We start from the raw sequence: 25,785 nt of genomic DNA, 5'->3' as shown, positions 1-25,785 counted from the left end.
GAGGCCGGTTATGAGCGCTTATCTTCTGCGACGATTCGGCCAGGGGCTGCTGGTCCTGTGGGCGGCCTTTACCCTCACCTTTTTCCTGCTGCAGGTCCTGCCGGGGGATGCGGTGCTGATCAAGTTTCAGAACCCGGACCTTGGCCTGAGCCCGGCGCAAATTGCGGAGATGCGGCTGGCCTACGGCGCCGATAGCCCGCTGTGGCGCCAGTACCTGCACACGCTGCTGGCGATGCTGCACGGCGACTTCGGCTATTCCCTGCAGGCGGGTCTGGCGGTCAGCAGTCTGATTGCCAGCAACCTGCCGGATACCTTAAGCCTCGCGCTGCCGGCCTTCCTGCTGGCGGTGGCGCTGGCGTTCGCCCTCGCTTTCGCCTCGCGGCTGCCGGGGCTGCGCTGGCTGAGCAATTTTCTGCAGTCGCTACCGGTGCTGTTTATCTCTCTACCTACCTTTTGGTTGGGTATCGCCCTGATCCAGCTCTTCTCGTTTCAGTTGCGCTGGATCCCGGTGATCAACCCCGGCCCACTGGAAGGACTGATTTTACCGGTTATCGCCGTCGCACTGCCCATTTCCGCCCCACTGGCGCAGATCCTGATGCGCAGCATGGATCAGGTGGCGGTTCAGCCCTTCGTCGCGGTCGCCCGCGCCAAGGGCATGAGCGAAACGGGCGTCCTCTGGCGCCATGTGATGGGGAATGCCCTGCTGCCGGCGCTGAATATTGCCGGGCTGCTGCTCGGCGAACTGATTGCCGGGGCGCTGATCACCGAGACCGTCTTCGGCCGCAGCGGCCTCGGCCAGCTGACCCAGCAGGCGGTCAATAACCAGGATATCGCCGTACTACAGGCGGTGGTGATGATCTCCGCCCTCGGTTTCGTCCTGATCAACCTGCTGGTCGACCTGGTCATGCCGCGACTGGACCCCCGACTCCATTTACAGACCGGAGGTGCGAAATGAGCCTGGTCGACTATACCATCGCGGTTCGCCGCCGCCCGGAGTGGCGTAGAGTGCGCCTGCAGCCTGGCCTGTGGCTGGCGTGGGCGGTGATGATCGCCGCCCTGTTAATGGCCATTGCCCCACAGTGGTTTACCTCCTCTAACCCGCTGGAGGGGATCCCCGGCGCTCAGCGCCTGGCGCCGCAGGCGCACTACTGGCTGGGTACCGACCAGCTGGGGCGCGACCTGTGGACGCGGGTGGTTTACGGCGCGGTGCATTCCCTGTCGGCGGCGCTGATCGCCGTCGCCATCGGCCTGGTGGTGGGTACCGCCCTTGGCACCCTCGCCGGGGCGCTGGCCGGACGCGTGGAATCCACCATCATGCGCCTGGTCGATGTCCTGCTGGCTATCCCCTCCCTGCTGCTGCAGCTCACGGTGATTATTCTGCTGGGTTTCGGCACGGTAAATGCGGCGGTGGCGGTTGGCGTCGCGGCTATCGCCAGCTTCGCGCGCCTGGCGCGAGCAGAAGTGGTACGCGTGCGCCACAGCGATTACGTCGAGGCGGCCCGGGGCAGCGGCGGCACTTTTTTCGCCGTCTTCTGGCGCCATATTCTGCCCAACTCGCTCACTGCGGTGCTTGCTTTCGCGACGCTGCAGTTCGGTCAGGCGATGTTGGCCCTGGCCACCCTCAGCTTCCTCGGCTACGGCACTCCGCCGCCGGTCCCGGAGTGGGGACTACTGATCGCCGAAGGTCGCAATTACCTGTCAACCGCCTGGTGGCTGACCACCTTCCCCGGCCTCGCCGTGGTCGCCGTGGTCCTTGCCGCCAATCGTCTTAGCCGCCAGTGGAGTGGAGTACGCCCATGACCGTTCTGTCCGTTGAAGATCTACGCATCAGCTACCGCTCGCGGGGCGAATGGCGCGAGGTGGTGCACAACATCAGCTTTTCCATCCAGCGCGGCGAAATGCTGGCCTTCGTCGGAGAATCCGGCTCGGGGAAAACCACCACCGCGCAGGCCATTATCGGCCTGCTGGCGGATAATGCCCGCCGGGATGCCGGGCGGATTGTCCTCAATGGCGAAGTGATTAGCGACTGGTCGGATAAACGCCTGAACCGCCTGCGCGGAGTGAGCATCAGCCTGGTCCCGCAGGATCCCGGTAATTCGCTCAACCCGGTAAAAACCATTGGTCAGCAGGTGGAAGAGATCCTGCGGCTGCATCAGTCCCTCTCCGCCGCTGAGCGCCGACAGCAGGTTCTTAACCTGCTCGCTAAAGTCGGTCTCAGCCACCCGGAACAGCGTTTTGACCAGTATCCGCATCAGCTGTCTGGCGGGATGAAACAGCGGGTGCTGATAGCCATCGCCATTGCCCTGCAGCCGGATCTGATTATTGCTGACGAGCCCACTAGCGCCCTCGACGTCACGGTGCAGAAGCGCATTCTCGACCTGCTCGATATCCTGCGTCGCGAGTCGGGTACCGCCGTGCTGTTTGTCACCCACGATCTGGCGCTGGCCGCCGAACGCGCCGACCGGATCATGGTGTTTCGCCAGGGAGAGATTCAGGAACAAGGCGCCACCGAGACGATTGTCCAGCGTCCACAGCATCCTTACACCCGCCAGCTGCTCCACGACCTGCTGGATGCGCCGTTGGGGCTGGCGGCGGCTCGTCACCGGCCGCTGGCCACGCCGGCCATTCGCGTGGAGGGGATCAGCAAACGCTTCTCGCTGGGCAAACAGGCGCTGCAGGCGCTCGACAGCGTCAGCTTTGAAGTCAGACGCGGCAGCACCCATGCGCTGGTGGGCGAATCCGGCTCCGGGAAAACCACCCTGGCGCGGATCCTGCTGGGCTTTGAGCGCGCCGATGCCGGACAGGTCATCATCGACGGTATCGACGCCGGGCATCTCAGCCGCGAGGCACAGCGTCAGCTGCGGCGCAAGATCCAGTTTGTCTACCAGAACCCCTTCGCTTCGCTCGACCCGCGCCAGACGCTGTTTGCGATTATCGAAGAGCCGTTAAAAAACTTTGAGCGCCTCAGCGCGGCGACGCGTCGCCAGCGTGTGGAGAGCGTTGCCGCCCGGGTGGCCCTGGCCCCCGAGCTGCTGTCGCGTACGCCGCGGGAGCTTTCCGGCGGCCAGCGCCAGCGGGTGGCGATTGCCCGGGCGCTGATCCTCGAGCCGGCGATACTGGTCCTTGACGAAGCGACTTCGGCGCTCGACGTCACCGTTCAGGCGCAGATCCTCGCCCTGCTGCAGCAGCTACAGCAGCAGCTGGGACTGAGCTACCTGTTCATTACCCACGATCTGGCGACGGTCAGGCGGATCGCCGACAGCGTCACGGTTCTGCGCGCCGGCCAGGTGGTGGAGCATGGCGACGTAAACCGCCTGTTCGCCGCCCCGCAGCAGGCCTACACCCGCGAACTGATCGCCGCCATTCCCCAGGTTTCCTCCCGCTTAGCACAGGCCCACACGGAGAACGCATAATGCCAAAACGCCTCGGTTTTTTTACCCGTCTGCTCGATCAGGGCTCCGCGCAAACGCGCTACCGGCTGGCGGCCGAACAGATCCGCCACGCGGAGCGTTTGGGCTTCGACAGCGCATGGATTGCCCAGCACCATTTTCATGAACAGGAAGGCGGCCTGCCATCGCCGCTGGTGTTTCTCGCCCACGTCGCGGCACAGACCGACCGGATCCGTCTCGGCACGGCGATTATCACTCTGCCGATGGAAAATCCGCTGCGCGTCGCCGAAGACGCGGCGGTACTGGATTTACTCACCGACGGACGTCTGGAGGTGGGTTTTGGCTCCGGCGGCACGCCAACCTCGTTTCTGCCCTTCGGCCTGACCAGCGAGCAGCGCGGGGCGGCGTTTGCCGACCATCTGCACCTGATCCATAGCGCCTGGCGCGGCGACACGCTAAGCCACCCGGACAACCGTCTCTATCCGCCGGCGCCGCAGTTGGCGGAGCGTATCTGGATCGCCACCTTCTCTGCGGAGGGCGCCATCCGCGCCGGTCAGGCGGGACACGGGTTGATGCTGTCCCGCACTCAGCCACGGCCACCCGGCGAGCCACGTCTGCCGCTGGACGCCATTCAGAACCCGATCATTGACGCCTACCTGGCGGCGCTGCCGGACGGCGTTGCGCCGCGGATCCTCGCCTCGCGCACCGCCTTCGTCGCCGACAGTCACGCCCACGCCCTGCAGGTCGCCGAGCCCGGTCTGCGCAAGCAGGCGACTCAGCACCGGGCGGCGGGTCATACGATAGAAGGTGACAGTGTCACCGACTATCTGCAACAGCTGGATGCCCACGTTGGCGATCCTGAGCATGTTATTGCCTCCCTGGCGCAGGACAGCGTGCTGGCCCGCGCCACCGATATTTCGTTTCAGGTGCACTCGGTCGAGCCTTCGCACCGGGATACGCTGCGTTCCATTGAGCTGATCGCCCAGCATATTGCCCCCCACATCAGATAAGGAGTCCCCATGACGCTGAGTCAGGATATTCTGGCCGAACTGGCGGAGATTACCCCCGGTTCCCCGCTTTATCAGGCGCGCGCCGTCCGCGATGCCGCCACCCGTCACGCCCAGGGAAGTTATGAAGTGCTGTTCCGCCAGCAGGACGCTGACTTTCCTCTTGATGAACGCTTCGCGGTGGCCGCGAAGGTGGCGAAACTGCACCAGGCGGACGCGCTGGCGGCGCACTATGCCGGTTTCGGCCTCGCCGATCCGACCACCGATCGTCTGGTCCCGGCGCTGGCCTTTGCCCGCCTGCTCACCTTCACCCCCGTTGAAGCCACTCCCGGCGCGCTGCACACCTTAACCAGCGCGGGCTGGAGCCTGCGGGGCATCGTCACCCTGGCGCAGCTGGTAGCCTTTGTCAGCTTCCAGAGCCGACTGCTGCTGGGCCTGCGGGCGCTCAACCATAAGCCCATCGTCAGCGCAGATACGCCGCTGGTCGCCGGATACTGGCATACCACCCCGTACGCGCAGAGCGGCAAAGCGGCCCCGGTTCGCTTCACCCGCGACGAGCTGCACTGGGAACCCTGGCTGGCCGATAAACCGCTGGCGGAATTCAACGCTGAAGAACAGGCGATTCTGGCCAAATATGGCCATAGCGACTCCCCCTACTTTCGCCTGCTGGCGCGCAACCAGCCGGTGCTGGAGCAGCGGACCCTGACCGATAAGGGCATTTTCTATACCGCGGGAGGATTGCCGCGCGCCGAACGCGAGCTGGCCGCCACGGTCGCCAGTAAAATCAACGGCTGTATTTACTGCGCCTCGGTGCATGCCCGCAAAGCGGCGCAGCTGGCGAAGGACGAGACCGCCGTCGACACGCTGCTGGCGGTGACGCCGGGAGAGGATCTGCGCGACGGGCAATCGCCGCGCTGGCAGGCGGAAATCGACGCCGCCGCCGCGCTATCGGTGACGCCACCCGCGTTAAACGCCGATCATCTGGCGGCGCTTGATGAGCAGGGCTTAGATACTCTGGCCCAGCTGGATCTGCTGCAGTCCGCGGCCTTTTTCGCCTGGGCCAACCGCCTGATGCTGACCCTGGGCGAACCCTGGCGTGAGTAGGCGTCGTTAGTAAGCTTGTCGCCGCTGATGACAGCCATAGATGAGCAAGGCGCTCATCGCCAGAAACGACAGCGCGGCGGCGGGGAGCGCCACGCTGTTCCAGCCAAAGCCCTGGGCGATCATCATTCCGCCGCAGAAGGCGCCGATGGCGCTGCCGAGGTTAAAGGCGATCTGTCCCCCGGCCGCCCCCAGCATCTCGCCGCCTTTGGCGTTCTGCAGCAGCAGGATCTGCAGCGGCGCTGACAGGGCGAATAGTCCCGCGCAGCAGAGAAACGCCAGCGCCAGCGAAGCGACTTTCTGTTCACCGAAGGCAAAGATCAGCAGCAGCGTCACGGCAATGACCCCGTCGGTCATGGCCGCAATGCGCAGCGGGCTGTAGCGCCCGGAAATTTTGCCGCTGAACAGATTGCCGACCACCATTCCCAGCCCCGCCAGCATCATAATCAGCATCATCTTGCTTTCAGCAAAGCCGGATACATTGAGCATAAAGGGCTTGATATAGCTGAACCAGGCAAACACGCCGGCGTTACCGAACATGGTGGCGGCGAAAATCAGCCACGGCGCCGGGGAGGCAAGAAAACGGAACTGCTCGCGCAGCCGCGTGCTGGCCCGGTCATAAAGCGTGGGCACCCAGCAGAAGATCGCCAGAAATACCGCCACGTTAAATACCGCGATAAGCGCAAAGGTATAGCGCCAGCTGAAGTGATGCCCAAGCCAGGTGCCGCCCGGGACGCCCACCAGGTTAGCGATCGTCATGCCGCCAATCATCCCCGCCACCGCGGCGGTCACCTTCCCCGGCGGCGCGATTTTCGACAGGATAATCGCGCCGACGCCAAAGAACGCCCCGTGGGGAAACCCGGAAACCAGCCGGCCAAGCGCCAGCATGGCGTAGCTACTGGAGAAGGTAAACAGGGTATTGCCGAGAATACACAGGCCAGCCAGGAACAGCATCACCGATTTCAGGGAAAACCGGCTGGAGAGCAGCGCCATGATCGGCGCGCCGATCACCACGCCGAAGGCATACCAGGCAATCATATTGCCGGCGGCGGGTATGGATATTCCGACATCGTGCGCCATATCCGGCAGCACGCCCATAATGCCAAACTCCGCCATGCCAAGTCCAAAGGTGCCCAGCGCCAGTGAAAAAATCGTTTTTTTCATACATCTTATAGGGGTATTGAGAGCCGGCCGGCATTATTTACCATCCCGCCCCGACACACCAGCTAAAAACGCCCGACGGCAGTTTCCTCCATACAACAGCCTGATTCGTTCATGTTCCCCAGCCGCGTGGCATACCGGCGGCGTGGTTTCGTAGAAACAATCCCCTATCAAAATCAGTGAGCTCAAAGAGATAAACACCTCATTGATCTCAAGTTAACTTGAGGTTGTAAAGTCAAAACATCGTTCACCTTGGGAGAATTATCCATGCAAAGTGTTGATGTCGGTTTTACTCATGTCGCCTTTACCGTCCGCTGTCTGGCCAGCAGCATCGATTTTTATACCCGCTATACCGCGATGACCGTCATTCACCAGCGCGAGCCCGACCTCCCCTCGGCGCGAAAAGTGGCATGGCTCAGCGACCGCACCCGGCCTTTCGCCCTGGTGCTGGTGCAAAGTGACGATCCGGCCGATACGCCGCTGGGACCGTTCGGCCATCTCGGCGTCGCCTGCGCCACCCAGGCCGAGATCGATGAGAAAGTGGCCCTCGCACGGCGGGAAGGTGTTTTACGCCGGGAGCCGGAGCAGCTGGGCGATCCGGTGGGCTATTTCGCTTTCTTTGCCGACCCGGACGGTAACACCCTGGAGCTGTCGTGGGGGCAGCGGGTGGGACTGGAAGTCATCCTGGCGGGAAAACCCGGCGAATAATTTTCCACCGCCTCGCCGGGGGAGGATTACACTTCAAAGGGATACCTCGGCAACACGGAGCATGGCGATGGGCAACAAGAAAAGCGGTAATCCGGTCGACACGGCGGCAAAAATCGCGCCGCTCGACAACAAAGCGTACGAGAAAGCGCTGCGCAAACTCCACGTTGAGCTGGTGAAACTGCAGCGCTGGGTAGTGCACAAAGGACTGAAAGTGTGCATTGTCTTTGAAGGCCGGGACGGCGCCGGGAAAGGCGGCACCATTAAGGCCATCACCGAGCGCGTCAGCCCGCGTATCTTTCGGGTCGTCGCCTTACCCTCGCCCACCGAGCGCGAAAAAAGCCAGCTCTACTTTCAGCGCTATATCAAGCATCTCCCGGCGGCCGGCGAAATCGTGATTTTCGATCGCAGCTGGTATAACCGCGCCGGCGTCGAACGGGTGATGGGCTTTTGTACGCCGGAGGAGGTGCAGAAGTTCCTCGACGGCGCGCCGATGGTGGAGCGCGGCATGGTCGAATCGGGCATTATTCTGCTCAAGTACTGGCTGGAGGTCTCTCCGCAGGAGCAGGAGCGCCGTCTGCGGGATCGCATCGACGACGGGCGTAAAATCTGGAAGCTCTCGCCGATGGACATTAAGTCTTTCAACCGCTGGGATGAATATACTGCTGCCCGCGACGCCATGTTCGCCGCCACCGATACCGCCTGGGCGCCGTGGTTCGTCGCCCGCTCGGAGGATAAAAAGCGCGTGCGTCTGAATATCATCACCCATCTGCTGTCGCAGATCCCCTATGAAGCTTTACCGGTGGAGCCTGTGACGCTGCCGAAGCGCAAAATTGGCAAAATGAAACAGACCAATTTTCCTTTCCGCTTCATTCCAGAGAAGTTTTGATTATTTCCCGTCGCGCTGGTTAATGCCAGCGCCAGGTTTATTACTATAACCATGAATATTCCAGGCTGTTACTTCCCTCTGGAAGCTGTCTCGCAAAATAAATATTAAACTTACTGCTGGTATTTATTTTTTAGTGGGTAAAGTAAATAATCACAGAACCAACCGCAAGGAGCCTATGATGAAAAGTAATACGCTACGTAAAAGACCCACTGACGTACCCGTCCAGAAGGCGTCAGAACAGCCAGGTAAGGATTTACGAGAAGCAGATAAACAGCGACAGCACAAGGAATTCATTGCTGCAATGAATGAATTTATTGCAAAAGGAGGCACTCTTACTGATGATGAATTTTTCAGGGTGCTATGATGCTTGAATAATTCAATGTTTATCGAAATTGTTCTGCTCAGACAAATAAAACCCTGCCATATTATATGATCGTGCAGAATGATTATTATGCAGACCTGGCCACGAGAGTCATTATTCCTTTAATGCGACCACAACAGTTACCACGCTGGCATCAGCATGCCGTACCAAGGATAAATATAGAATTTGACAGCTTTTTACTTTGTACGCCAATGAGCAGTAACTTAAATAATAAACGGATCCCGCCACAGGATTTCGTCTGCAATCTGAGTCATGCGCGCCAGGGCGTTATCGATTCAATCGATACACTTATCACGAACTGCTGACTGCCGGGAACCCGCTCCGACATCTCCGGAGCGGGTTTCGCGCCGTGAAGGCTTACTTCATCCCTTCACGATTCTCTTTCATCGCTTCCAGGCGTTCGACATCGCGATACCAGCGCGGGTGGTGTTTCTTCGCCCAGCGGCGGCTCACCTTGCCTTCAATCATTCCCTTAATCGACCCCTTCACCCAGAACGCCATATACATATGGATAAGGATGGCGTGGATCAGAATGATGGCCGACGTCGCATGAATCAGCAGGCTATAGCGAATCACCTGCATCGGGAAATATTCCGCAAAATATGGGCGCCAGATAATCACCCCGGTCACCAGCAGCACAAATATCATGCTCATGATGGTCCAGAACATCATCTTCTGCCCGGCGTTATACTTACCGACGCGCGCCACCTTATGCTCGTTGCCTTTCAGCACCTCGACGATGCCTTTCAGCCACGGAATATCCTGTTTATCAGGGATGTTGTGGTGGACAAAGCGCACGAACATGAACATCAGCGCGACAAAAATCAGCACCCCAAAGAACGGGTGCAGAATACGCCCCATCTGCGGCGTGCCGAAGGTTTCCGTTAGCCACTGTAGCGTCGGAAAGAAGAACGATATTCCCGACAGCGCCACGAGGAAGAAACAGATAACCACCGTCCAGTGACAGGCGCGATCGATAAACGTTGTGCGCACAATCATCTTCGATTTACTCATCATGCTTCTCCTCGTCGTCGTCAACTTCCTTGTTCGGCCCGATACCGATGTAGTGGTAAATCAGCCCGGCGAAGGTGGCGATAAAGCCCGCCGCCGCCAGCGGTTTCAGCGCCCCCTTCCACAGACTGATACTGGTATCGATCTGCGGTTCCTTCGGCAGCTTGTGATACAGCTCCGGCTGGTCGGCATGATGCAGGACGTACATCACGTGGGTTCCGCCGACGCCCGGCGGGTTGTAAATCCCGGCGTTGGCATAACCGCGTTTTTTAAGCTTAGCCACCCGCTCCTCGGCCACCTCCAGCATCTCTTTCTTCGTACCGAAGTGGATCGCGCCGGTAGGACAGGTTTTCACGCAGGCCGGTTCCTGGCCGACGCTGACCCGATCCACGCACAGGGTGCATTTATAGACCCGGTTATCCTCTTTATTGAGGCGCGGGACGTTAAACGGACACCCCGCAATGCAGTAGCCGCAGCCGATGCAGTTTTCCTGCTGGAAATCGACGATGCCGTTGGCGTACTGAATAATCGCCCCGGCGGATGGGCAGGCCTTCAGGCAGCCCGGCTCTGCGCAGTGCATACAGCCATCCTTGCGGATAAGCCACTCCAGTTTGCCGTTCTGTTCGGTCTCGCTAAAACGCATTACCGTCCAGGATTTGGCGCTGAGATCCGCCGGGTTGTCGTACACCCCGACGCAGTGCCCCACGTCATCGCGGATGTCATTCCACTCGGAACAGGCCACCTGGCAGGCTTTACAGCCCACGCAGGAGGAGACATCGATAAGCTTGGCGACTTCCGCTTTATAGTCCCGCGCGCGCGGCGCGGGGGTGATCGGGTTGGTCGCGGAGCGTTTAATAATGTCTTGGGTTTCCATCGCCATTGAATCGCTCCTTACGCTTTCTCGATGTTGACCAGAAACGCCTTGTATTCCGGCGTTTGCGAGTTGGAATCGCCAACGTTAGGCGTCAGGGTGTTGGCGATGTAGCCTTTACGGGCCACGCCTTCAAAACCCCAGTGCAGCGGGATCCCGACGGTCTCCACCTGCTGGCCGTTGACGTTCAGCGTGCGCAGTCGGCGAGTCACCACGGCAACCGCGCGAATGAAGCCGCGCTTGCTGCTGACTTTCACCCAATCGCCGTTAGCGATACCTTTGCTTTTCGCCAGCCCTTCGCTGATTTCGACAAACTGTTCCGGCTGCGCGATGGAATTGAGCAACGCATGCTTGGTCCAGGTGTGGAAATGCTCGGTCAGACGATAGGTGGTCCCGACATACGGGAATTTATCCTTCTTACCTAAGCGAATGGCGTCCTCTTCATACAACCGCACCACCGGGCTGGAGACCACCTTCGGGTGCAGCGGGTTAGTGCCAAGCGGGGTTTCCATCGGCTCGTAGTGCTCCGGGAACGGCCCTTCCGCCAGTTTATCGAGCGCAAACAGGCGACCCAGCCCCTCCTGCTGCATGATAAACGGCCCGGTGTTGCTCCCTGGCGGCGCGGTATTGAAGTCCGGAATATCATTCCCGACCCACTTGCTGCCGTTCCACTGGATCAGCATCCGCTTCGCATCCCAGGGCTTGCCGTTGATATCGGCCGAAGCGCGGTTGTACAGCACCCGACGATTGAGCGGCCACGCCCAGGCCCATCCCAGCGTATTGCCCAGGCCCGAAGGATCGGCGTTATCACGATTCGCCATCTGGTTACCCTGCTCGGTCCAGCTGCCGGTATAGATCCAGCAAGACGACGCGGTGCTGCCGTCATCGCGCAGCAGCGCGAAGCTATTGAGCAGTTGGCCTTTTTTCGCCAGCAAAGTGCCATTTTGATCGTAGAGATCCGCCAGCGCGTAGCCGTTGTTCTCTTTTGCCACCTCTTCCGATTCCGGATGGTCCGGCTGCTTGTAGCGCCAGCTCATCTTCAGCAGGGGTTCCGCGCCCTTCCCGCCTTCGGTGCGGTACAGTTCGCGCAGGCGATGGTAAATCCCGGCAAGGATTTCGCCATCATTGCGCGCTTCACCTGGGGCATCCTGACCTTTCCAGTGCCACTGCAGCCAGCGGCCGGAGTTGGCGATCGAACCGTCCTCTTCGGCAAAGCAGGTCGACGGCAGACGGAAGACTTCGGTCTGAATCGCCGACGGGTCGACATCATTAGACTCGCCGTGGTTCTGCCAGAAGGTCGAGGTTTCGGTCACCAGCGGGTCGATAACCACCATATATTTCAGCTTGCTGAGGCTGCGAACCACTTTGTTTTTGTCCGGGAAGGAGGCAACCGGGTTAAAGCCCTGGCAGATATAGCCGGTGACGTTGCCGTTATCCATCATGTTGAAGTATTTGATAACGTCGTAAGCCTGGTCCCACTTCGGTAACCACTCAAAGCCCCAGTCGTTCTCTTTTTGCGCCGCCTCGCCGTAGAAGGATTTCATCAGGCTAACGAAGAATTTCGGGTAGTTGCTCCAGTAGTTCACCTGCTCGGGCAGGGTCGCCTTCGGCGTGTTGGCGCTGAGGTAGCTTTGCAGATCGGTCTGTTTGTCCGATGGCAGCGTCAAATAGCCCGGCAGACTGGTCGACAGCAGGCCCAAATCGGTCAGCCCCTGAATATTAGAGTGGCCGCGCAGGGCGTTGACGCCGCCGCCGGCCATCCCCATATTGCCGAGCAGCAGCTGGATCATCGCCATGGTGCGGATGTTCTGCGCGCCGACGGTGTGCTGCGTCCAGCCCAGGGCATACAGGAAGGTGGTGGTGCGGTCCGCGGCGCTGGTTGAGGCCAGCACGTCGCACACTTTAAGGAAGTCCGCTTTCGGCGTACCGCAGATGTTTTCGACCACCTCGGGCGTGTAACGGGAAACGTGCTGCTTCAGCAGATTCCACACGCAGCGCGGGTGGGTGAGCGTTTCATCGCGTTTGGCGTAGCCGTTTTCATCGAACTGGTAGTTCCAGGACGATTTATCGTACTGGCGTTTTTCCGCATCGTAGCCGCTGAACAGCCCCTCTTCGAAGGCAAAATCATCCCGCACCAGCAGGCTGGCATTGGTGTAATGCTTAACGTACTCGGCATTGATCTTATTGTTTTCGATCAGGTATAGCAGCACGCCCGACAGGAAGGTAATGTCGGTACCGGAACGAATCGGCGCATAGATATCGGCCACCGACGCGGTGCGCGTAAAGCGCGGGTCGACGACGATCAGCGTGGCGTCGTTATTGTTTTTCGCCTCCATCGCCCAGCGGAAACCCACCGGATGGGCTTCGGCGGCGTTACCGCCCATCACCACCACGACGTTGGCGTTTTTGATATCCACCCAGTGGTTGGTCATCGCACCGCGACCAAATGTTGGAGCAAGACTTGCTACCGTTGGTCCGTGTCAGACGCGCGCCTGGTTGTCTACCGCCAGCATACCCAGCGATCGCACAAATTTTTGCGTTAGCATGCCGGTCTCATTGCTTGCCGCCGAGGCGCACAGCATGCCGGTGGAAAGCCAGCGGTTAACCGTCACGCCCTGTTCGTTCTTTTCAATAAAGTTGGCGTCGCGGTCGGCTTTCATCAGTCGGGCGATGCGGTTAAAGGCTTCATCCCACGAGATGCGCTGCCATTTATCCGAGCCCGGGGCGCGGTATTGCGGATAACGCAGACGGTTTTCGCTGTGGACATAGTCCAGCAGGCCTGCCCCTTTCGGGCACAGCGCGCCGCGGCTCACCGGATGGTCCGGGTCCCCTTCGATATGGTAGATCGCTTCTTTGGCGTTTTTCGCACCGTCGCCGAGGCTATACATTAATAGCCCGCAGCCCACGGAGCAGTAAGTGCAGGTGTTGCGGATCTCTTTCGCACGCAGCAATTTGAAATTGCGTGCCTGAGCCAGCGCCATTTTAGGGGCAAAGCCCAGGGCGGCGGCGGTAGTTCCGGCCATACCGCCTGCGCAGATCTTAAAGAACTTTCTGCGGCTGACGTCCATTGCATTCCTCCATGCAGGATGTTGATTCATCGCGCGGAGGAAACTAACAGCAAAATCCCGGGAAAATTTGCGTCAAATCAAGGAGGAAAACCTTCGCCCCCTTAATCGCCAGCCCTGGCCATTTTCGCTAATCCCTAAGGGTTAGCAACGGCGGAAAATTTCGCCCCTCACCGATAAAAAGATGATATATATGCCGGCTGCATTTGCGTAACCATCAGGAAAAGCATGGAGAAAAAGAGAGCCACGACCATCGGCTTCGCCGCCATTATCTTATGGAGCACGATGGTCGGATTGATTCGCGGCGTCAGCGAAGGACTGGGAGCGGTCGGCGGCGCGGCGATGATTTACAGCCTTAGCGGCCTGCTGCTGATCTTTACCATCGGCTTTCCCAACCTGCGCCAGATCCCGCGTCGCTATCTGCTGGCCGGCAGCGTGCTGTTTGTCAGCTATGAAATCTGCCTCGCGCTGTCGCTGGGCTATGCCGCCAGCCGCCAGCAGGCCATTGAGGTGGGGATGGTCAATTACCTGTGGCCCAGCCTGACGATTTTATTCGCCATTCTCTTTAACGGCCAGAAAAGCAGCTGGCTGGTGATCCCCGGCCTGATTTTCGCCCTGCTGGGCGTTGGTTGGGTGTTGGGCGGTGAGCATGGGCTACAGCCCGATGAGATTATCAGTAACGTCATTTCCAGCCCGCTTAGCTATCTGCTGGCCTTTGTCGGGGCGTTTATCTGGGCCGCCTACTGCACGGTGACGGCCAAATATGCCCGCGGTAAAAACGCCATTACGCTGTTCGTCCTGTTAACCGCCCTGACGCTATGGCTGAAATTTCTCGCCAGCGACCAGCCGCCGATGCTGTTTAGCTGGCCGGTGGTCATTAAGCTGATGACGGTCTCCGTGGCGCTGGGGCTGGCCTACGCGGCGTGGAACGTTGGCATCCTGCACGGCAACGTCAGCCTGCTGGCGGCGGCCTCCTACTTCACGCCGGTGCTCTCCTCTGCGCTGGCGGCGATCCTGCTGAGTGCGACCCTGTCGTGGTCCTTCTGGCAGGGGGCCGGGATGGTATGTCTCGGCTCCCTGCTCTGCTGGTACGCCACCCGCCGTTAGCCGAGATCGCCTCCGGCTACCGGCAGCGTCACGCCGGTGATATAGCTGGCCTCATCGCTGGCGAGAAACAGGATCGCATTCGCCTGTTCCGCCAGCGTGCCGTACCGGTGCAGCAGACTGCTCGCCACCGTCTGATCGACGACCTGCTGATACCACGCCTTTTCCTGCTCGCTCGGCTGCTCTTCGTTACGCGGCGTCAGGCGCGGCGGCGCCTCGGTCCCGCCCGGGGCCACGGCGTTAATCCGAATACCGCTGCCGCTGTACTCCATGGCAATCGAGCGGGTCAGCGCGTTAACGCCGCCTTTCGCCGCCGAGTACGGCACCCGATTCACTCCCGCCGTCGCCACCGACGAAATGTTGACGATGCTGCCTTTGCCCTGCTTCAGCATCCATGGCAGCGCCGCGCGGCAGCCCCACAGCGTGGGGAACAGCGAGCGGCGGATCTCTTTCTCAATCTGCTCCGGCTGATATTCGGCAAAGGGGCGCGCCCAGATGGTGCCCCCAACGTTGTTGATCAGCACGTCGATACGGCCAAAATGAGCGACCCCGGCGGCAAACGCCTGCTCGGTACTTTCCCACGCTTCCAGATCCGCCTCCAGCGCCAGCACCAGACAGCCGGATTGCGCCAGCGTCGCCGCCAGCTCATGGACGTATGACGAGCGATCGATGAGCAGCAGAGCCGCGCCTTCTGCAGCCGCCTGCTCCGCCGTCTGGCGGCCAATGCCCTGCGCCGCGCCGGTGATGACGACGACTTTATCGGTAAAACGCATTTTGTCTCCTTATGCCGCCGCGCTCTGGCTGGCGATAAATTTCTCATACCAGAACCCCGCCGGGGTGATCCCGCGGTCGCGCAACGCCATAGCAACCGCGTTAACCATCGGCGGCGGGCCGCAGAGATAGATGTCCACGTCGCCGTTGTTCAGCATCGCGTCGTCGAGATGGTCGGTGACAAAGCCGCGCTGCGGGCAAGTGCTGTTTTCATCGGCCACCACCGGTAGCCAACGATACCCCGTCAGCTGTTGAATAAAGGTATCCAGCGCGTCGGTTTTCACCAGATCGCAGTCACGAGTAACACCGTACAGCAGCATCACCGGACGCTGGCTGCCCTGTGTCTGCAGGGTATGGAGCATGGAGAGCAGCGGCGCCAGGCCGGTACCGCCCGCCAGCATCAGCAGCGGACGTTCGCCGTGGCGCAGATAGAAGCTGCCCATCGGGCCGCTGAGGGTAAGACGATCGCCGGGCCGCGCCCGCTGGGTTAACCACTGGCTCATCATCCCGCCAGGCACGTTACGGATCAGAAAACGCCCTTCGAGAGAACCCGGCAGCGAGCTAAATGAGTAGGCGCGGACATGAAGCGTGCCCGGCACCTGAATGTTGACGTACTGCCCCGGCAGGAAGGCCAGCGGCTCATCGAGGGCGACCACCAGTTCGATGGCGGTATCGGACAGTAAATTCACCTGTCGTACCTGCGCCCCGAGCGTCGCCAGGGCCGTTTTGCACTGGGCAGCGGCCACCGGCACATCGATCACGCAGTCGCTGGTCGGGACCATCTGACAGGTCAGCACCTGACGATTCTGCGCTTCGTCGTCGCTTAACGCCTCGTCGAGATAATCTTCGCCCAGGTCGTACTCACCGCTGGCGCAGTGGCATTTGCAGGTACCGCAAACGCCGTCCGAGCAGTCCATCGGCAGATTCACCTTCTGGCGATAGGCGGCATCCAGGACTTTCTCTCCGGCATTGCACTGAATAAAACGGGTTACGCCGTCCTCAAAATTAAGAGCAATATTGAAGGTCATAAGCGCCTCTTAAATGTGGTAAACATCAATCACCTGACGGATATAGTCGTTATTCAGGCGCACAGTTTTACGGATGATTTGCGGTCTGCCGTCCTGTTCGATTAGCGTGCAGCAGGTAGAGCCAAAATAGGCATCCGTGTGCTGATAGCGATGGCTCCAGGTGACCCAGCTGTAACGCACCTCCAGACCCTCGTCGCTTTCGCCCATCAGCTCAACGTTGCTGATGATATGGGTGGTCCGCGGCTCTGGCGTACTGGCCCCGGAGCGCTCGGTTTTAATGCGGTAGACGCGATCCTCCAGTCCTTCGCGGTTGGGGTAGTAGATAAGCGAAATCTCTTTTTGCGGGTCTCGGGTCAGCTGGTCATCGTCGCCCCACGCCGGCATCCAGTAGACCACCTGCGGGCTGTAGCAGCTGAGCCATTCGTCCCACTGACGATCGTCCAGCAGACGGGCTTCGTAGTAGAGAAACTGGCGAACCTGTTCGAGGTTAAGCATCAGGCCACCTCCACGCGCTGGGTAATGGACTGGTCGTAACGCTGTTGTTCCTGTTCAATGGCCGCCAGCATCAGCGTCTGCCAGTGGTGGTGATGGGCGATGTACAGCGCTTCGTCCTCCGATTTCACCCCGCTTAACCGCGGCGAAAAGCCGGCATGTTGCGCATGCTCATCCGCGCCATCGACCCAGCGCAGCGCGCCGCGGCTGAGGTCGCTCCATGGCAGATTTTCGCCGAGATAGCCGCGCTGACAGGCGCTGAACTCTTCGAGGTCGTCCGGCGTCCCCATCCCACTGACGTTAAAGAAATCCTCGTACTGGCGGATTCGCAGCGCTCTGGCCTGGTCGGATTCCCCTTTCGGCGCAAAGCACCAGATGGTGACTTCGGTTTTATCCACCGCAATGGGGCGGATTACGCGGATTTGCGTCGAGAACTGATCCATCAGGTAGACATTGGGGTACAGGCACAGGTTGCGGGTTTCGTTGACCATCTGGTCGGCACGGCGTTCGCCAAATTCCGCCTGCAGCCGTTCGCGGTGGGCATAGACCGGGCGCACTTCCGGGTTGAGCGCCCGGGTCCACAACAGCATATGGCCGTTATCAAATCCATAGCCGCCGCCGAGGCTTTTTGACCAACCGTTGGCATCCACCGCGTGCGTCCCTTCCGCTTCATAGTTGCGGCGTGACATGGTAGAGGCGTAGTTCCAGTGGACCACGCTGACGTGATAGCCATCGGCGCCGTTTTCCGCGCCCAGTTTCCAGTTGCCCTCATATACATAGCTCGACGAACCCTTAAGTACCTCGAGCCCCTCCGGCGCCTGGTCGACGATCAGGTCGATAATCTTGCAGGTTTCCCCGAGATAGGCCTCCAGCGGCTGCACGTCGGCATTGAGGCTACCGAATAAGAAACCGCGATAGGACTGAAAACGCGGCAACTTTTGCAGGTCGTGGGAGCCGTCTTGTTTAAAGCTCGGCGGATAGCCGCCAGTGCTCTCATCTTTGGCTTTTAATAATTTGCCGTTATTGCTGAAGGTCCAGCCGTGAAACGGACAGGTAAACGAATTTTTATTCCCGGTTTTGCGTCGACATAACATGGCGCCGCGGTGGGCGCAGCTGTTAATTAGCGCGTGCAGCTCATTCTTTTTATCGCGGGTAATAATAACCGGCTGCCGTCCCAGCGTCAGGGTATAATAATCACCCGGCTGGGGAATTTGACTTTCATGAGCGAGAAATACCCAGTTACCTTCGAAAATATGCTTCATTTCAAATTCAAACAGCTGCGGGTCGGTAAATATAGAGCGGTGGCAGCGGTAAATATAATTTTCACGGTCGACAACTAAGGCATTATTGATTTTGTCTTTGAGCGTCGAGAGCGTTTTTTGCATGAGTCGGTCCCTCCTGCAGGATTCAGGATGAAAGAAACAGGGTGAATTCTTCGTTTTCGAGTGCAATATCTGGCCCGGGCAGTAGCGTGCCCGGGGCCGATAATGCCGCTTACTCTTTGGCGCGCACGCGGATCCCGCGCTGCTCTTCGTCGGCGCTCAGCGCTTTACACAGGGTGAAATCAAAACAAACCTCGGTGTGCTCTCCCTCAAGATTGCGCTGCGCGATGATCTCGCGGTCGGTCACTTTTACCGGATCGGCAATCAGGCCGTCGCGGGTGGCAAAGGCAAAATCGTCCCACAGGTATTTATCGCCATTGAGGTTAATCTGGCTGGTCAGATGTTTATGACCCGGCGCGGAGACGAAAAAGTGAATGTGCGCCGGACGGTTGCCGTGGCGACCCAGTCTGTCCAGCAGTTTCTGGGTTGGGCCATCCGGCGGGCAGCCGTAGCCGGAGGGCATGATGCTGCGCACGCTGTAGCGGCCATCGGCGCCGGTGCGGATCCGCCGGCGCAGGTTGTACTCACTCTGGCCTGGGTCGAAGAAGGAATAATTTCCGAGGGTGTTGGCGTGCCAGATATCAACAATAGCGTTGGCCACTGGCCGGCCTTCGGTGTCTTTGACTTCACCGTGCAGCCACATCACTTCTCCGGCGTCGGCGCCGTCATCCATGCGGGCGTGACCCTCGGCCAGCGGCGCATTAGCCACGTACAGCGGCCCTTCGATGGTGCGCGGGGTGCCGGTTTCCCGATGCGCTGCCGCGTCGATGGCGTCCTGGCGCAGATCGAGGAAATGCTCCAGTCCCAGTCCCGCCGCCAGCAGCGCCGCCTCCTGACGCCCGCCCAGCTCGTGCAAATAGTTTACCGCGTGCCAGAACTCTTCTTCCGTAACGTTATAGTCGTCGATGAGCGTGCAGATATTTTCCAGCAGACGATGAATAATCGCCTTAAAACGTTCATCGCCGCCGGCAACATCTAATCCGGCACTGTCGCGTAATAATTTTTGAATAGCTGGTTGTTGTACGAATACATTACTCATACTGGTTCTCTCTTATATTTTGCAGGGTATACGCCGGTAATACCGGCGTGAGGTCAGATATTATTATTAGCGATCGTCATCGCGAATTGATGACGGATGACGACAGAGGGCTTCCACTTTTATCGCCATAAAGGGATATAGCGGCAATCCCATTAATATTTGATGCAATTCTTCGGCATCTTGAACATCGAAAATACTGACGTTGGCATAAAGGCCGGCAACGCGCCAGATATGTCGCCATTTGCCTTCCCGCTGTAATTGTTGCGAATAGGATTTTTCGCGTTGTTTTATTTCCTCCGCCTCGTTGGCGGGAAAGCCAGGCGGAATATTGACGGTCATCTCCACTTTAAATAACATTTTTTCTCCTGTTCCCCGCTACGGCTGGCGGGTATAAAAATGCAGTTTGTCTTCATCCAGCTCGACGCCAAGTCCCGGCGTTTGCGGCAGCGCCACCTGACCGTCGGCAAAGGTGAGCGGCACGCTGACAATATCGTCTTTCAGCAACAGCGGGCCGAACATCTCGGTACCCCACTGCAGCGGCAGCGTCGACCAGGCGTGCAGAGAAGCCACGGTCCCTACGGTGCCTTCCAGCATGGTGCCGCCGTACAGGCCAATCCCTGCCGCCTGCGCGACGCGGGCCAGCGCCAGCACGCTGTTCGGCCCCCCGGCTTTGGCGATTTTCAGCGCGTAAGCGCCGGTAAAGCCCTGCTGCGCCAGCTGATAACCATCGTAAGCGGTCGCGACCGCTTCATCCGCAAGGATCGCGGTTTCAATTTGCTGGCTTAGCCGCACCAGGGCGGCATTATCGTGGGCGCTGACCGGCTGTTCGATAAGATCGACGCCCATCGCCGCCAGTTCGCGGCAGCCTTTCGCGCCGGTGGCGGCGTCCCAGGCCTGATTGACGTCGACACGGATGCTGGCGCGGTCGCCTAACGCTTCAACGATGGCGCGGGTATGACGCAGGTCGGTGGCGAGTTCACGCGCGCCGATCTTCAGTTTGAACGCCCGGTGGCGGCCTTCGGCCAACAGTTTTTCTCCTTCAGCGATATCTTTCGCGGTATCGCCGCTGGCTAAGGTCCACAGCACCGGCAACGCCGTTTGCAGCGCGCCGCCGAGCAGGGCTGATACCGGCAGACCTAAGGCTTTGCCCTGGGCGTCGAGCAGCGCGGTTTCGATGGCGGACTTCGCAAAGGTGTTGCCTTTAATGGCGCCGTTCATACGGGCGGTCAGCGCATTCAGGTTATCGGCCGACTGCCCTTTCAACAGCGGCGTCAGATAATGGGTGATCGCCGACGAGATGGCCTCGGGGCTCTCAACGCCATAGCTCAAGCCGCCGATGGTGGTGGCTTCGCCGATGCCGCAGATGCCGTCGGAACGGGTAAGGCGCACAATCACCAGCGACTGGCAGCCCATGGTGGTCATCGACAATTTATGCGGCCGGATGGTCGGGACATCCACAATCCAGCTCTCGATTTGCTCTACGGTGGCAGTCATTTTCTGTTCCTGATGAGATATATAACTTTTTGTACCCACATCCATAACGGGGGTCTGTGCCATTGACAATAGGGTTCAGCCTGGCGGATGGTCAACGGCGATAATCGAAATGTTGTGCGATTATCGACGCGTTTGTTAAAAGACGGTTATTAATGTGATCATGGTGGTAAAACCGGCACAATTCAGCGCGCCCCATTTTGCGCAAGGTATAGTGATCTGCCGTGAGCTTTACGCTGCAACGGAGAAGGATGCGATGAGCGACAATATCCCCAATACGCTGAGCGCCAGGCAGGCCGAGCACGACCCTAACTTTATGCTGTCTCTGGCCCGCGGGCTTGAGGTCCTTAACGCCTTCACCCCCCAGCGCCAGCGGCTGACCATTTCCCAGCTCAGCCAGAAAACGCAAATCTCGCGCGCGGCGGTACGCCGCTGTTTGTATACCCTCGCCGCGCTGGGCATGGTGCACAGTCCGGATGGCCGTAGCTATGAACTGCTCCCCCGGGTGCTGGCCGTCGGCCACGCCTATCTGGCAGGCACGCCGCTGGCCAAGGTGGCGCAGACGGCGCTGGATAATCTTGGCAAAGCGCTCGGCGAATCCTGTTCGGCGGCCACGCTCGACGGGGATAACGTGCTCTATATTGCCCGCGCGGCGGTCAATAATTTACTGAGCATCGATCTGGGGCGCGGCAGCCGCCTGCCGGCGTGGGCCACGTCGATGGGGCGGGTGTTGCTGAGCGCGCTGCCGGAGGAACAGCTGGAAGTGACGTTGTCACGAGTTACGCTTATTCGCTACACTCCGCATACCCTGTGCGATTTGTCCGGTTTACGTGCAGAGATCGCCCGGGTGCGCATGCAGGGCTATGCCCTCGCCGACCGGCAGATCGAGGTAGGCTTGTGCTCGCTGGCGGTACCCGTGCTGTCGCGTCACGGTCAGGTGGTGGCCGCCCTGAATGTCGGGGTACCTGCCGCGACGGTCAGCGCCGCGGCGTTAAAAGAGAAGGCTCTCGCCCCGCTACGGCGCGCGGCGATGGATCTGTCGCTGCAGCTATAGCGCCGACTGCGGTTTCGCCACGGTGGCGAGGCTGCGCCAGATCCCGGCGGCCAGCAGCAGAAGCAATACACCCGCCGTCGCCAGCACCAGGCTATGAGCCTGAATAAAAGCCGTCTTCGCCGCCGCCATCAGCGCCTGCGCCACCCCGGCGGGCAGCGCCTGGGACAGACTCACCGCCTCGCCAATCGATGACGCCGCCTGCTGCGCCATGGCGCCACTCAGGCCAGACGGCAGCGCAATAGAGGCGCTGTAGCTGCGGGTCAGGATCAGGCCGAACAGCGCTATGCCGAGACCGGCGCCCAGCTCATAGGCCATGGTTTCAATCGCCCCCGCGGCCGCCGCTTTCTCCTTCGGCGCTGCCGCCATAATCGCGGAACTGGAGGCCAGCAGCGCGCTGGCCACGCTAAAGCCCAGCAGCGTCATCAGCCCCCAGGCCAGCCACTGCTGGGTACTGAAATCGGTCAACGCCAGGCCGAGAAAGCTGAAGGCGCTGAGCAGCATCCCGCCGGTCGCCACCTCGCGCAGCCCAAGCCGCGACACCAGCAGGCCGGCAATCGGGCCGCTGAAGCCGCTGGCCACCATTACCGGCAGCATAAATATCCCCGCCTCGAACGGCGTTTTCTGGTGCACAAACTGCAGCTCCTGGGCCATCAGCAGCTCAAAACCGACCAGGGTAATCAGGGCCGTCATCGCCATCATCACCCCGCTTAAGATTATGCGATGGGTGAACAGGCGCATATCCACCATCGGGCGGGCCGCCGACAGCTGCTTGCGGATAAACCAGGTTAACATCGCCGCCCCGCCGAGCGCCACCAGCGCGGTGAGCCACAGCGCCAGCTGGCCCTTCAGCGCCGATTTCGCGCTAAACACCAGCATCAGGATCGCGGCAATCAAAACGAGCGCCTGCAGTAGATTGAGCGGCTGTTCGCGGCGCGCGGGCTGGCGCGGCACCACTTTCGCATTAATCGCGATAACCACCAGCACGATCGGCACATTGATCAGGAACACCGACCCCCAGTAGAAATGCTCCAGCAGGATCCCGCCCACCAGCGGGCCGAAGGCTGCGCCGCCGGAGCCGACCGCTGCCCACAGCCCCAGCGCCATATTGCGCTGGCTGGCCTCGGCAAAGGTGCTGCGGATCCCGGCCAGCGTCGCCGGGACGATCATCGCCGCCCCCACCGCCAGCAAAGCGCGTGAGGCAATCAGCGTCATGGCCGTCGGCGACAGCGCGGCGCACAGCGAGGCGATGCCAAAAATGGCGCTGCCGAGCAGCAGCAGGCGCTTAAAGCCGATCTTATCGCCAAGGGCGCCCATCGGCAGCACCATGCCGGCCATCACTAATGAGTAGATATCAATGATCCACAACAGCTCATTGCCGCTGCTACCCAGCGCCACGCTGAGGGTCGGCGCGGCCACATGCAACACCGTAGCGTCAATCGCCACCGGAATATAAACCAGCAAAATCGCCATCAGCGTCATCCATTGCCGTGACATAGCTTGTACCTCAATCAATATTGAATATTGGACACACGTCCAGGATGGCGATCCTGCCGGATTGTTGAACACATGTCCAACTTTTTGTTACACTCGGCCAAAGCCAGATGACAGTGGGGTTCTATGCACTATTTACAACGTGATGCGCGACGGGAAGGGATTATGCAGGCCGCCATGCGCCTGGCGCTGCGCGGCGGCTTTGCCGCCATGACCGTGCGGCAGATCGCCCGCGAAGCCCAGGTGGCCGCCGGGCAGCTGCACCACCACTTCACCTCCATCGGCGAGCTGAAAGCGCAGGTTTTCATCCGCCTGATCCGCGAGATGCTCGACATGCCGCTGGTGGCTGAGGACGCCAGCTGGCGCGAGCGCTTGTTCTCGATGATCGGCAGCGAGGATGGCCGACTGGAACCCTATATCCGCCTGTGGCGCGAAGGCCAGGTGCTGGCCGACAGCGATCCGGACATCAAAGCGGCCTACCTGCTGACCATGAATATGTGGCATGCCGAGACCGTCGCCATCATCGAGCAGGGCCTCGCCAGCGGCGAATTTCGGTCGGCTGAGCCTGCGGCGGATATCGCCTGGCGCTTTATCGCCCTGGTGTGCGGCCTCGACGGGATTTATGCGCTGGACGCGCAGGCCCTGGATGAGGCGGCGTTTAGCCGCTATGTAAATAAGATGATTACGCTGGAGTTGTTTTAGGCATATTTACATTTAGTAACAATTAATTCCGCTACGCTTACCACGTGCTCTCTGTCAGCACGTTTTTTTTATCTACGCTTCATAGATAACGCAAATTAAGCGTTATTCACTATCCCCTTGTATTCAGCTGTTGACCTTATTTATTTACTCCTTTCCGGGCAAGTAGAGGGCAATATGTCGGTGCAGAATGATAAAGATAATCATTACCTTTTGAACAACTGGCGGCCTGAAAACAAGGCGTTCTGGGAAAATAAAGGCCAAGCCATTGCGCGAAGAAATCTATGGATATCAGTGACCTGCCTGCTGCTTGCTTTCTGCGTATGGATGTTATTCAGCGCCGTAGCGGTCAATCTCAATAAGGTCGGTTTTCATTTCACCACCGACCAGCTTTTTTTATTAACCGCCCTGCCTTCACTTTCCGGCGCGATATTACGGGTCCCCTACTCCTTTATGGTACCCCTTTTTGGCGGGCGCTACTGGACCGTATTAAGTACCGTTATCCTGATCGTGCCTTGTATTTGGTTAGGGGTGGCAATCCAGAATATTACTACTCCGTTCTGGGTATTTATTATTATTGCGCTGCTGTGCGGTTTTGCCGGAGCGAATTTTGCTTCCAGCATGGGAAATATCAGTTTCTTTTTCCCAAAAGCGAAACAGGGCAGCGCGCTGGGAGTCAACGGCGGCCTTGGCAATCTGGGCGTAAGCGTGATGCAGATGGTCGCCCCGGCGGTCATCTTCCTGCCGCTCTTCACCTTTCTCGGCGTCCATGGCGTCACCCAGCCCGATGGTTCGACAATCACCCTTAGTAATGCGGCGCTCGTCTGGGTACCGCTGCTGCTGCTCGCCACCGTCGCGGCATGGTTCGGCATGAACGATATCGCCGGTTCAAAGGCCTCGATTCGCGATCAGCTTCCCGTGCTCAAGCGACCGCATATGTGGCTGTTAAGCCTGCTCTATCTGGCGACGTTTGGCTCGTTCATCGGCTTTTCCGCCGGCTTTGCCATGCTGGCGAAAACCCAGTTTCCCGCGGTCGATATCCTCAAGCTCGCCTTCTTTGGACCGTTCATCGGCGCGCTGGCGCGCTCGTTCGGCGGGATCATCTCCGACCGTCTCGGCGGCGTGCGGGTGACGCTGGTTAACTTCGTCCTGATGGCGCTGTTTACCGGCCTGCTGTTTCTGACCCTGCCAGGCAGCGGCTCCGGCAGCTTTCTCGCTTTCTACGTGGTGTTTATGGGGCTCTTTTTAACCGCCGGTCTGGGAAGCGGCTCCACCTTCCAGATGATCGCCGTCATCTTCCGCCAGCTCACCATCGACAGCGTAAAACAGCGCGGCGGCAGCGATGAAGAAGCGCAGCACGAGGCGGTCACCGATACCGCTGCCGCGCTGGGCTTTATCTCGGCGATCGGCGCCATCGGCGGCTTCTTTATTCCGAAAGCCTTCGGCACCTCGCTGGCGATGACCGGCTCACCGGTTGGCGCAATGAAAGTCTTTTTTGTCTTCTATGTGGTTTGCGTGCTGGTGACCTGGCTGGTCTACGGCCGCCGTAAACCCGCTTAACCATAACGATTTATCTGCCGGATAGCGGCTTACGCCTTATCCGGCCTTACGAGTTCGTTCGCTCATCCGGCCGGGTGGCACGATGCCGGACAT

General features: G+C 59.7%; 24 protein-coding genes and 1 pseudogene. 13 read left to right on the top strand and 12 right to left on the bottom strand.

From position 1 onward, the window contains the following. Positions 1–10 precede the first annotated feature (10 nt). From KHQ26_RS02685 to KHQ26_RS02665, 5 genes are read left to right on the top strand one after another with little or no spacing between them, the layout of a single operon-like run. Positions 11–955, top strand: coding sequence for an ABC transporter permease (locus tag KHQ26_RS02685; protein ID WP_002906228.1), 945 nt, complete (start codon positions 11–13; stop codon positions 953–955). Next, complete coding sequence (locus tag KHQ26_RS02680; protein WP_020324770.1) at positions 952–1,800, top strand: ABC transporter permease; 849 nt, start codon at positions 952–954, stop codon at positions 1,798–1,800. The genes KHQ26_RS02685 and KHQ26_RS02680 overlap by 4 nt, the downstream gene beginning before the upstream one ends. Further along, complete coding sequence (locus KHQ26_RS02675) at positions 1,797–3,413, top strand: dipeptide ABC transporter ATP-binding protein (RefSeq protein WP_032410328.1); 1,617 nt, start codon at positions 1,797–1,799, stop codon at positions 3,411–3,413. Before KHQ26_RS02680 ends, KHQ26_RS02675 begins: the two co-directional genes overlap by 4 nt. After that, positions 3,413–4,399 carry a putative FMN-dependent luciferase-like monooxygenase gene (locus KHQ26_RS02670; RefSeq protein WP_004176005.1) on the top strand — a complete coding sequence of 329 codons (987 nt, stop codon included), beginning with the start codon at positions 3,413–3,415 and terminating at the stop codon, positions 4,397–4,399. The genes KHQ26_RS02675 and KHQ26_RS02670 overlap by 1 nt, the downstream gene beginning before the upstream one ends. A gap of 9 nt (positions 4,400–4,408) precedes the next feature. Next, on the top strand, positions 4,409–5,500 hold the full coding sequence (locus tag KHQ26_RS02665) for an alkylhydroperoxidase domain protein (protein WP_020802157.1): 1,092 nt from the start codon (positions 4,409–4,411) through the stop codon (positions 5,498–5,500). 6 nt (positions 5,501–5,506) lie between these two features. On the opposite strand, the gene araJ is transcribed toward KHQ26_RS02665, so the two are convergent. Further along, entirely contained in the window at positions 5,507–6,661 is a 1,155-nt protein-coding gene (gene araJ, locus KHQ26_RS02660) for an MFS transporter AraJ (RefSeq protein WP_002906449.1), read from the bottom strand. Positions 6,662–6,925: 264 nt separating this feature from the next. Here araJ and KHQ26_RS02655 point away from each other — a divergent pair, with 264 nt between their 5' ends. From KHQ26_RS02655 to KHQ26_RS02640, 4 genes and pseudogenes are all read left to right on the top strand, one after another. Further along, positions 6,926–7,366 (top strand): VOC family protein, encoded by a 441-nt coding sequence (locus KHQ26_RS02655; protein WP_002906451.1) that lies wholly within the window; start codon positions 6,926–6,928, stop codon positions 7,364–7,366. 67 nt (positions 7,367–7,433) lie between these two features. Further along, entirely contained in the window at positions 7,434–8,252 is an 819-nt protein-coding gene (gene ppk2 / locus KHQ26_RS02650) for a polyphosphate kinase 2 (protein ID WP_004180084.1), read from the top strand. A gap of 178 nt (positions 8,253–8,430) precedes the next feature. Then, positions 8,431–8,616 (top strand): hypothetical protein, encoded by a 186-nt coding sequence (locus tag KHQ26_RS02645; RefSeq protein WP_004175994.1) that lies wholly within the window; start codon positions 8,431–8,433, stop codon positions 8,614–8,616. Next, a pseudogene (locus tag KHQ26_RS02640) lies at positions 8,613–8,939 on the top strand (CcdB family protein). Before KHQ26_RS02645 ends, KHQ26_RS02640 begins: the two are co-directional and overlap by 4 nt. A gap of 52 nt (positions 8,940–8,991) precedes the next feature. Here the strand turns inward: KHQ26_RS02640 and fdnI are convergent. Genes fdnI through fdnG form a run of 3 tightly spaced genes read right to left on the bottom strand, consistent with a single transcriptional unit; the run spans position 8,992 to position 13,584 of the window. Then, complete coding sequence (fdnI, locus tag KHQ26_RS02635) at positions 8,992–9,648, bottom strand: formate dehydrogenase-N subunit gamma (protein WP_004175992.1); 657 nt, start codon at positions 9,646–9,648, stop codon at positions 8,992–8,994. Further along, positions 9,641–10,525 (bottom strand): formate dehydrogenase subunit beta, encoded by an 885-nt coding sequence (gene fdxH, locus KHQ26_RS02630; RefSeq protein WP_004143747.1) that lies wholly within the window; start codon positions 10,523–10,525, stop codon positions 9,641–9,643. Before fdxH ends, fdnI begins: the two co-directional genes overlap by 8 nt. Before the next feature lie 11 nt (positions 10,526–10,536). Continuing rightward, the gene (gene fdnG / locus KHQ26_RS02625; RefSeq protein WP_085956052.1) at positions 10,537–13,584 is read right to left on the bottom strand and encodes a formate dehydrogenase-N subunit alpha; all 3,048 of its coding nucleotides are present in this window, start codon (positions 13,582–13,584) and stop codon (positions 10,537–10,539) included. A gap of 225 nt (positions 13,585–13,809) precedes the next feature. Here fdnG and yddG point away from each other — a divergent pair, with 225 nt between their 5' ends. Continuing rightward, on the top strand, positions 13,810–14,688 hold the full coding sequence (gene yddG, locus KHQ26_RS02620; protein WP_020803488.1) for an aromatic amino acid DMT transporter YddG: 879 nt from the start codon (positions 13,810–13,812) through the stop codon (positions 14,686–14,688). On the opposite strand, the gene benD is transcribed toward yddG, so the two are convergent. From benD to KHQ26_RS02585, 7 genes are all read right to left on the bottom strand, one after another. Then, positions 14,685–15,458 carry a benzoate diol dehydrogenase BenD gene (gene benD / locus KHQ26_RS02615; protein ID WP_004143751.1) on the bottom strand — a complete coding sequence of 258 codons (774 nt, stop codon included), beginning with the start codon at positions 15,456–15,458 and terminating at the stop codon, positions 14,685–14,687. The two genes, yddG and benD, sit on opposite strands and share 4 nt — an antisense overlap. Before the next feature lie 9 nt (positions 15,459–15,467). Then, a complete protein-coding gene (benC, locus tag KHQ26_RS02610) occupies positions 15,468–16,484 on the bottom strand; it encodes a benzoate 1,2-dioxygenase electron transfer component BenC (RefSeq protein ID WP_020803481.1) in 1,017 nt (338 codons plus the stop codon). Positions 16,485–16,493: 9 nt separating this feature from the next. Then, a complete protein-coding gene (gene benB, locus KHQ26_RS02605) occupies positions 16,494–16,979 on the bottom strand; it encodes a benzoate 1,2-dioxygenase small subunit (RefSeq protein WP_004898496.1) in 486 nt (161 codons plus the stop codon). Then, the gene (locus KHQ26_RS02600) at positions 16,979–18,361 is read right to left on the bottom strand and encodes a Rieske 2Fe-2S domain-containing protein (RefSeq protein WP_032410330.1); all 1,383 of its coding nucleotides are present in this window, start codon (positions 18,359–18,361) and stop codon (positions 16,979–16,981) included. The genes benB and KHQ26_RS02600 overlap by 1 nt, the downstream gene beginning before the upstream one ends. A 109-nt stretch (positions 18,362–18,470) precedes the next feature. After that, positions 18,471–19,397 carry a catechol 1,2-dioxygenase gene (catA, locus tag KHQ26_RS02595; protein WP_004175986.1) on the bottom strand — a complete coding sequence of 309 codons (927 nt, stop codon included), beginning with the start codon at positions 19,395–19,397 and terminating at the stop codon, positions 18,471–18,473. Between the two features lie 66 nt (positions 19,398–19,463). Then, positions 19,464–19,754, bottom strand: a complete 291-nt coding sequence (gene catC / locus KHQ26_RS02590; protein WP_020803479.1) for a muconolactone Delta-isomerase — start codon at positions 19,752–19,754, stop codon at positions 19,464–19,466. Between the two features lie 18 nt (positions 19,755–19,772). After that, positions 19,773–20,936, bottom strand: a complete 1,164-nt coding sequence (locus KHQ26_RS02585; protein WP_020803485.1) for a muconate cycloisomerase family protein — start codon at positions 20,934–20,936, stop codon at positions 19,773–19,775. A 115-nt stretch (positions 20,937–21,051) separates the two neighbouring features. Here KHQ26_RS02585 and KHQ26_RS02580 point away from each other — a divergent pair, with 115 nt between their 5' ends. Next, on the top strand, positions 21,052–21,942 hold the full coding sequence (locus KHQ26_RS02580) for an IclR family transcriptional regulator domain-containing protein (RefSeq protein WP_009485870.1): 891 nt from the start codon (positions 21,052–21,054) through the stop codon (positions 21,940–21,942). On the opposite strand, the gene kmrA is transcribed toward KHQ26_RS02580, so the two are convergent. Continuing rightward, positions 21,937–23,436 (bottom strand): efflux MFS transporter KmrA, encoded by a 1,500-nt coding sequence (gene kmrA / locus KHQ26_RS02575; protein ID WP_004175980.1) that lies wholly within the window; start codon positions 23,434–23,436, stop codon positions 21,937–21,939. The two genes, KHQ26_RS02580 and kmrA, sit on opposite strands and share 6 nt — an antisense overlap. 123 nt (positions 23,437–23,559) lie before the next feature. Here kmrA and KHQ26_RS02570 point away from each other — a divergent pair, with 123 nt between their 5' ends. Next, positions 23,560–24,135 (top strand): TetR family transcriptional regulator, encoded by a 576-nt coding sequence (locus KHQ26_RS02570; protein WP_004888643.1) that lies wholly within the window; start codon positions 23,560–23,562, stop codon positions 24,133–24,135. A 174-nt stretch (positions 24,136–24,309) separates the two neighbouring features. Then, the gene (locus tag KHQ26_RS02565; protein ID WP_020803484.1) at positions 24,310–25,692 is read left to right on the top strand and encodes a NarK family nitrate/nitrite MFS transporter; all 1,383 of its coding nucleotides are present in this window, start codon (positions 24,310–24,312) and stop codon (positions 25,690–25,692) included. Positions 25,693–25,785 lie beyond the last annotated feature (93 nt).

This window comes from Klebsiella sp. 10, from assembly GCF_018223925.1.
Classification (GTDB): Bacteria; Pseudomonadota; Gammaproteobacteria; order Enterobacterales; family Enterobacteriaceae; genus Klebsiella; species Klebsiella pneumoniae.
This window is presented reverse-complemented; position numbering and strand designations above follow the sequence as displayed.

Coding starts and splice junctions, on each gene's coding strand:
- KHQ26_RS02685 (WP_002906228.1), top strand. CDS start 11: ATGAGCGCTTATCTTCTGCGACGATTCGGCCAGGGGCTGCTGGTCCTG.
- KHQ26_RS02680 (WP_020324770.1), top strand. CDS start 952: ATGAGCCTGGTCGACTATACCATCGCGGTTCGCCGCCGCCCGGAGTGG.
- KHQ26_RS02675 (WP_032410328.1), top strand. CDS start 1,797: ATGACCGTTCTGTCCGTTGAAGATCTACGCATCAGCTACCGCTCGCGG.
- KHQ26_RS02670 (WP_004176005.1), top strand. CDS start 3,413: ATGCCAAAACGCCTCGGTTTTTTTACCCGTCTGCTCGATCAGGGCTCC.
- KHQ26_RS02665 (WP_020802157.1), top strand. CDS start 4,409: ATGACGCTGAGTCAGGATATTCTGGCCGAACTGGCGGAGATTACCCCC.
- araJ (WP_002906449.1), bottom strand. CDS start 6,661: ATGAAAAAAACGATTTTTTCACTGGCGCTGGGCACCTTTGGACTTGGC.
- KHQ26_RS02655 (WP_002906451.1), top strand. CDS start 6,926: ATGCAAAGTGTTGATGTCGGTTTTACTCATGTCGCCTTTACCGTCCGC.
- ppk2 (WP_004180084.1), top strand. CDS start 7,434: ATGGGCAACAAGAAAAGCGGTAATCCGGTCGACACGGCGGCAAAAATC.
- KHQ26_RS02645 (WP_004175994.1), top strand. CDS start 8,431: ATGAAAAGTAATACGCTACGTAAAAGACCCACTGACGTACCCGTCCAG.
- fdnI (WP_004175992.1), bottom strand. CDS start 9,648: ATGAGTAAATCGAAGATGATTGTGCGCACAACGTTTATCGATCGCGCC.
- fdxH (WP_004143747.1), bottom strand. CDS start 10,525: ATGGCGATGGAAACCCAAGACATTATTAAACGCTCCGCGACCAACCCG.
- yddG (WP_020803488.1), top strand. CDS start 13,810: ATGGAGAAAAAGAGAGCCACGACCATCGGCTTCGCCGCCATTATCTTA.
- benD (WP_004143751.1), bottom strand. CDS start 15,458: ATGCGTTTTACCGATAAAGTCGTCGTCATCACCGGCGCGGCGCAGGGC.
- benC (WP_020803481.1), bottom strand. CDS start 16,484: ATGACCTTCAATATTGCTCTTAATTTTGAGGACGGCGTAACCCGTTTT.
- benB (WP_004898496.1), bottom strand. CDS start 16,979: ATGCTTAACCTCGAACAGGTTCGCCAGTTTCTCTACTACGAAGCCCGT.
- KHQ26_RS02600 (WP_032410330.1), bottom strand. CDS start 18,361: ATGCAAAAAACGCTCTCGACGCTCAAAGACAAAATCAATAATGCCTTA.
- catA (WP_004175986.1), bottom strand. CDS start 19,397: ATGAGTAATGTATTCGTACAACAACCAGCTATTCAAAAATTATTACGC.
- catC (WP_020803479.1), bottom strand. CDS start 19,754: ATGTTATTTAAAGTGGAGATGACCGTCAATATTCCGCCTGGCTTTCCC.
- KHQ26_RS02585 (WP_020803485.1), bottom strand. CDS start 20,936: ATGGATGTGGGTACAAAAAGTTATATATCTCATCAGGAACAGAAAATG.
- KHQ26_RS02580 (WP_009485870.1), top strand. CDS start 21,052: ATGGTGGTAAAACCGGCACAATTCAGCGCGCCCCATTTTGCGCAAGGT.
- kmrA (WP_004175980.1), bottom strand. CDS start 23,436: ATGTCACGGCAATGGATGACGCTGATGGCGATTTTGCTGGTTTATATT.
- KHQ26_RS02570 (WP_004888643.1), top strand. CDS start 23,560: ATGCACTATTTACAACGTGATGCGCGACGGGAAGGGATTATGCAGGCC.
- KHQ26_RS02565 (WP_020803484.1), top strand. CDS start 24,310: ATGTCGGTGCAGAATGATAAAGATAATCATTACCTTTTGAACAACTGG.